This is a genomic window from Mesorhizobium sp. M1A.F.Ca.IN.020.06.1.1 (assembly GCF_004023265.1).
Lineage (GTDB): Bacteria > Pseudomonadota > Alphaproteobacteria > Rhizobiales > Rhizobiaceae > Mesorhizobium.
The window spans coordinates 1-5,130 of the sequence record NZ_RZSR01000393.1 but is presented as its reverse complement, the minus strand read 5'-3'; the positions used below and the strand labels follow the sequence as shown (position 1 = coordinate 5,130).

Here is a 5,130-nt window from a genome sequence, read left to right as displayed (position 1 = left end):
CTTGCGGAACGCTTCCAGCCGCGCCGTCAGCCGCTGGCCGCGCATGACGAAATCGCGCAGCGCGACATCCGTGCCTTCGGCCACGCTCAACGCGCATTCGTGGATGTCGCCGCCGGCCGAGAAGGCGCGCTCCCCTGCCCCGGTGAGGATCATGGCACGCACGGCATCGTCGGTCTCTATCCTGTCGAGGATCGCCAGCAGGCGGTCGATAAGGTCGTAATTCAGGGCATTGAGCTTTTCGGGGCGGTTGAGCGTCAGCACCGCGACGCGGTCGCGGATTTCGCAAAGCACGGGCTCGGTCATAGTGTTCTCCTTAGCCGTTCGTTTTCTCCGCAATTCCGAACGGAAACCGCTGCGCAGTTTCCTGGAATTGCTCTGTGGAACGGCTGCAAGGGATCAGCTTCCGGCTTGTTTGTATATTCACTAGTCGGTATACTTCATGGATGATCGAGAAGCCCAATCCAACCAGGAAACGCCTCGTCGACGCGGCGGCAAAACTCTTCTATGCCGAAGGCATCGGCCGCGTCAGCGTCGATGCCGTGGCGGAAAAGGCGGGGCTGACCAAGCGCACGCTCTACTACCACTTCAAGAGCAAGGACGAGCTGATCACGGCCTATCTCGACAGCCGCGACCAGCCGAACCTCAAGCAGATGGCCGGCTGGTTCGAGGCGGCGGAAGGCGGCGCGGACAAGAAGGTCGCGGCGATCTTCACCCATCTGGCGCGCGTGGCGCGGCACGTCAAATGGAAGGGCTGCGGCTTCCTGCGCACGGCCGCCGAACTCGCCGCGATGCCCGGCCATCCGGCGGTCAAGGCCGGCTCGCGCCATAAGAGCAATTTCGAGAAATGGCTGGCGGGCGAGCTTTCAAACCATGGCGTGCGCGAGCCGAAGATGCTGGCGCGCGAGATCGTGCTTCTGATGGACGGCGCCTTTTCCAGCATGCTGATCCACCACAATCCCGACTACATCACGGCCGCCGGCCACGCCGCCGCGACGCTGGTGCGGGCGCGGATGGCAGCGGCGTAGACCTCGCCCGGCGTCCTGACCCCGTGGACCGCGACGGGCAATTCCGGCGGCCTCAGCCGCGCGCTGCCCCCTCCTCTGCCAGCAGCCAGTCGATCATGGTGGCGGCGGGCGCGGGCGGACGGTCCGGTGCGAGAATCGAGAGAGCGCGGCCGGTCGGCACGCGCAACTCGGGAAATGGCGCCACCAGCGAGCCGGCGGCGAGAGCGCGCGACACCAGCGCCTCATGCCCCATCAAAACGCCGGCGCCGTCGACGGCGGCCTGCACAGCCATGCTGTAGAGCGAGAATTCGGAACCTGTTTCGATCGACGGGCCTTTCACGCCGGCGACTTCGAACCAAAGGCTCCAATCCTCCGTCCAGGTGGTGTCCCAGAGCAGGAGCTGCGAGGAAAGATCGGCCGGCGTCTTCAATTGCCTGGCCAGCGCCGGCGCGCAGACAGGAAAGATCACATCGTCGCAGAGCTTGAAGGATCGGCCGGCGCCCGATCTGGTGAGGAAAATGGCGAGGTCGAAAGGCTCGCGCCGGAAGTCCGGCGGCTCTTCCAGCGCATGGATGGAGGGGCGCAGCGCCGGATGCGCCGCGCGCAAGGCCGGCAGTCGCGGCGCCAGCCAGAGCTGCGCGATCGAAGGCAATGCCGCGACGCTCACCTGCGGCCGGGGCGCCGAGATGCGCAATTCCTGCACGGCGAGCCCCAAGGCGTCGAAGGCGGTGGAAAACGAGGGCAGCGCCGAACGCCCAGCATCGGTGAGGTGCAGGCCTTGCGCGTGACGCACGAATAGCGGAGAGCCTAGCCAAGCCTCCAGCGCCTTCACCTGATGCGAGACGGCGGCGGGGGTCACGCCGAGTTCGTCCGCCGCCTTGGCAAAGCTTTCATGGCGTGCCGCCGCCTCGAAGGCCCTGAGGGCGTTGAGCGGCGGCAGGCGCGGTCGCGGCGGATTGACGGCCATCTGCAGCTTTCCCAATGCCGCGCCGCCTGCCATGACGGCGCGGCAATGCTTCGAGCGAAAGAACGGCGACCGCCTGCGCTCGCCTCCAGGACCTCAAGTCTATTTGAGGGCCACCGGAACGAGCTTGCCGTCGACCTTCCGCCACTCAAATACGACGAAGCCCGGCTGCTTGATATCCCCTTTGTCGTCATAGGAGATGGTGCCAAGCACGGTCGGGATGGCCGCTCCCGAATGGAGATAGTCGGACGCCGCCTTCGGGTCGTCGACCTTGGCCTTGGCGATCGCCTCGGCGAGGATCTGGGTGGCGGCATAGGCATAGAGCGTGACGGCTTCAGTGGGCACGTTCTTCGCCTTCAGGTCGGCGACCGCGTCTTTGGCTTCGGGAAAGCTCGCCGGATCGGGGAAGGACGTCATCAGCGTGCCGGCCGCGCCATCGCCGCCGATGGCGCCGAACTCGCTGTTGGATATGCCGTCGCCGCCCATCAGGACCGTCTTGACGCCCTGGTCGTGCATCTGGCGCACGATCAGGCCGGCCTCTGTGTGCTGGCCGCCGTAATAGACGAGGTCGGCGCCCGACTTCTTGATCTTCGCGACAAGCGCGCTGTAGTCCTTCTCGCTCGGGTTGATCTCCTCGCGCAGCACCTCCTTGCCGCCGCCGGAATTATAGGCCTTGGCCATCTCGTCGGCGAGGCCCTTGCCGGCCGTCGACTTGTCGTCGACGATCGCGACCTTCTTGCCGGCAAAACGCTCGAGCACGAATTTCGCGGCGATGATGCCCTGCTGGTCGTCGCGGCCGCAGGCCCGGAACGCGTCCCATAGGCCTCGCTCAGTCACCATCGGGTTGGTGGCCGTGGGCGTGACGAAAAGCACGCCGTTTTCTGCATAAATCTCCGAGGCCGGAATGGTGACACCGGAATTGTAGTGGCCGACGACATAGTGCACGCCGTCGGCGACGAACTTGTTGGCGACCGACACGCCCTGCTTGGGGTCGGAGACATCGTCGCCGACCGAGACGCTGAGCTTCTGACCGAGCACGCCGCCATTGGCGTTTATGCGCTGGATCGCCGTCTCGACGCCGACGCGGTACTGCTCGCCATAGGCGGCGTTCGGCCCCGACATCGGGCCGGCGACGCCGAGCACGATATGCGCCCTGGCGACGCCGGCGGCGGCGGCCATCAGGGCAGCAGTCATCAATCGCAGAATCATGCGATGGTCATTCCCCTTTGTTGAAGAAGGCGGGCTTCTCGCCCGCGGCCCTTGCTTTTGACGAAGCGGGCTCCCTGCCCGCGGGTTCAGGCGCTCAGCTGACGAAATGCAGCTTCGTGAACCGGCGCCGGAATGCACTCACATCCGCCGCGACATCCTCCACGGCATCGTTGCCACGCAGTCCCCTGGCGATGAGGGCGGCAAGCTCGGGCATGTCCTTCTCCGTCATGCCCCAGCGCACGATCTCGGGCGTGCCGAAGCGCAGGCCGTTCATGTCGCCATCGACCGCCGTGACCGGCAGGCCGATGCCGCAGGTGAGGATGTTTGCACGCCTCAGCCGCTTCGCCGCCGCCTGGCCGCCGCCGAACTCCGCCGCCTCGATGGCGAACTGATGCGAGGCGGTGTGCCCCTTGGCGGTCGAGAACACCGGCAGGCCGCGCTCAGCCAGCGCGCTTGCCAGCGCCTTCGCGGTGCCGGCCATGGCGGCGGCATAGGCGCGGCCATGTCCCTTCCAGTCGAGCATGGTGATGGCCAGGGCGGCGGCCTTGGCGGCATCGAAATTGGCGGTCATGCCGGGAAAGGCTATGCGGTCGAGCTTTTCGGCGATCTCGGCGTCGTTGGTGACGATCAGGCCCGAAGGCGGGCCGCCGAGGCTCTTATAGGTGCTCATCGTCATCAGATGGGCGCCCTCCTCCAGCGGCTGCTGCCAGGCCTGTCCGGCGATCATGCCGCAGAGATGCGCGGCATCGAACAGCACCAGCGCACCGACCTCGTCGGCGATCGCCCTGATTTCCTGGATGGGATGCGGCAGCAGATTGAGGCTGCTGCCGATGGTGATCATCTTCGGCCTGATCTTAAGGGCAAGCGCGCGCAGCCTCTCGATATCGACCGTGTAGCCGCCGGCATCGACGGGCGCGGCATGAATCTCCAGCCCGTACAGGCCGGCGCAGCCCGCCATATGGTGCGTGACATGGCCGCCGATGGCCGGCGGCGGCGCGATGATGGCGTCACCCGGCCGCGCCGCGACCATGAAAGCATAGAGGTTGGCGATGGCGCCGGAAGGGACGCGGATTTCGGCGTATTTCGCGCCGAAGACTTGCGCCGCCAGCTCGGCGGCGATGACCTCGATGCGTTCGACGCCCTCCAGCCCCATCTCGTATTTGTCGCCGGGATAGCCGAGCGACGGACGCGAGCCGAGCCGGGCGGCAAGCGCGGCCTCCGCCTTCGGGTTCATCACATTGGTCGCCGGATTGAGATTGATGCAGTCGGCCTCGTGGATTCGCCGGTTGAGCGCGATGCCGCCCTCTATCGCGGCGAGCACGGCGTCGTTCCCCTGCCCGCTTGTGGCCGTCGCCAGCGCCTGGATAAAATCCTCGCAGTGCGTGGGAACCCAGGGCCTGCGGGCAAGAGCGGTCATCGAAGCCTCCCTGTTGCCGGATGCGATGTCCGGCTCGTCAGGGCATGGTGGAGGCTTGGCCGGCCGAGCGCAAACGAGTAGTTCTAGCGGCTAGGCTTAGAAAATTTAGGGGTAGGAATTAGGGCAATGCGCCTGACTTAGGTGGTGCAATGCAGGAAGCGGATGGTCATTATAAGGAGAGTCTTTATAACGGTCGATCTGATCATGACCACCAAGGGGAGACGATGCGCTACATACGTCCGCAATCAATAGAAGAGGCCGCCGGCCTGTTGGCCAGCGCGGCCGGCCCGGCCGCGATCCTTGCCGGAGGCAGCGACCTTCTGGTGAGGATGAAGGGCGGCTTCATCGAGCCCGAGCTGATCGTCGACATCAAGGCGATCGCGGGCCTTAGCGAAATCAAGGAAACGGCAGAAGGCTTCAGCATCGGCGCCGCGGTGCCCTGCGCGGTGCTCGGCGAGAACGCGGCGCTGAAGAAGGCCTGGCCGGGCGTCGTCGAGGCGGCCAAGCTGATCGGCTCGAAGCAGGTGCAGGGACGC

6 protein-coding genes are annotated in these 5,130 nt (G+C 65.9%); 2 read left to right on the top strand and 4 right to left on the bottom strand.

The genetic code is table 11. The annotated features are described in order from the left end of the window. Positions 1-303 (bottom strand): enoyl-CoA hydratase/isomerase family protein (locus EOA60_RS17885; protein ID WP_206628155.1); only part of this gene is annotated, 303 nt, incomplete at its 3' end. 140 nt (positions 304-443) lie between these two features. On the opposite strand from EOA60_RS17885, the gene EOA60_RS17880 reads away from it, so the two are divergent. Beyond that, on the top strand, positions 444-1,025 hold the full coding sequence (locus EOA60_RS17880) for a TetR/AcrR family transcriptional regulator (RefSeq protein ID WP_095824447.1): 582 nt from the start codon (positions 444-446) through the stop codon (positions 1,023-1,025). Positions 1,026-1,077: 52 nt separating this feature from the next. Here the strand turns inward: EOA60_RS17880 and EOA60_RS17875 are convergent, their stop codons facing one another. The 3 genes from EOA60_RS17875 to EOA60_RS17865 all read right to left on the bottom strand — a co-directional run bounded on the left by EOA60_RS17875 (position 1,078) and on the right by EOA60_RS17865 (position 4,594). Continuing rightward, positions 1,078-1,971 (bottom strand): LysR family transcriptional regulator, encoded by an 894-nt coding sequence (locus tag EOA60_RS17875; protein ID WP_164899377.1) that lies wholly within the window; start codon positions 1,969-1,971, stop codon positions 1,078-1,080. A gap of 99 nt (positions 1,972-2,070) precedes the next feature. Then, complete coding sequence (locus EOA60_RS17870; RefSeq protein ID WP_127335674.1) at positions 2,071-3,177, bottom strand: branched-chain amino acid ABC transporter substrate-binding protein; 1,107 nt, start codon at positions 3,175-3,177, stop codon at positions 2,071-2,073. Positions 3,178-3,271: 94 nt separating this feature from the next. After that, complete coding sequence (locus tag EOA60_RS17865) at positions 3,272-4,594, bottom strand: aminotransferase class I/II-fold pyridoxal phosphate-dependent enzyme (RefSeq protein WP_095824449.1); 1,323 nt, start codon at positions 4,592-4,594, stop codon at positions 3,272-3,274. A gap of 224 nt (positions 4,595-4,818) precedes the next feature. Here EOA60_RS17865 and EOA60_RS17860 point away from each other — a divergent pair. Continuing rightward, positions 4,819-5,130 (top strand): FAD binding domain-containing protein (locus EOA60_RS17860; RefSeq protein ID WP_206628154.1); only part of this gene is annotated, 312 nt, incomplete at its 3' end.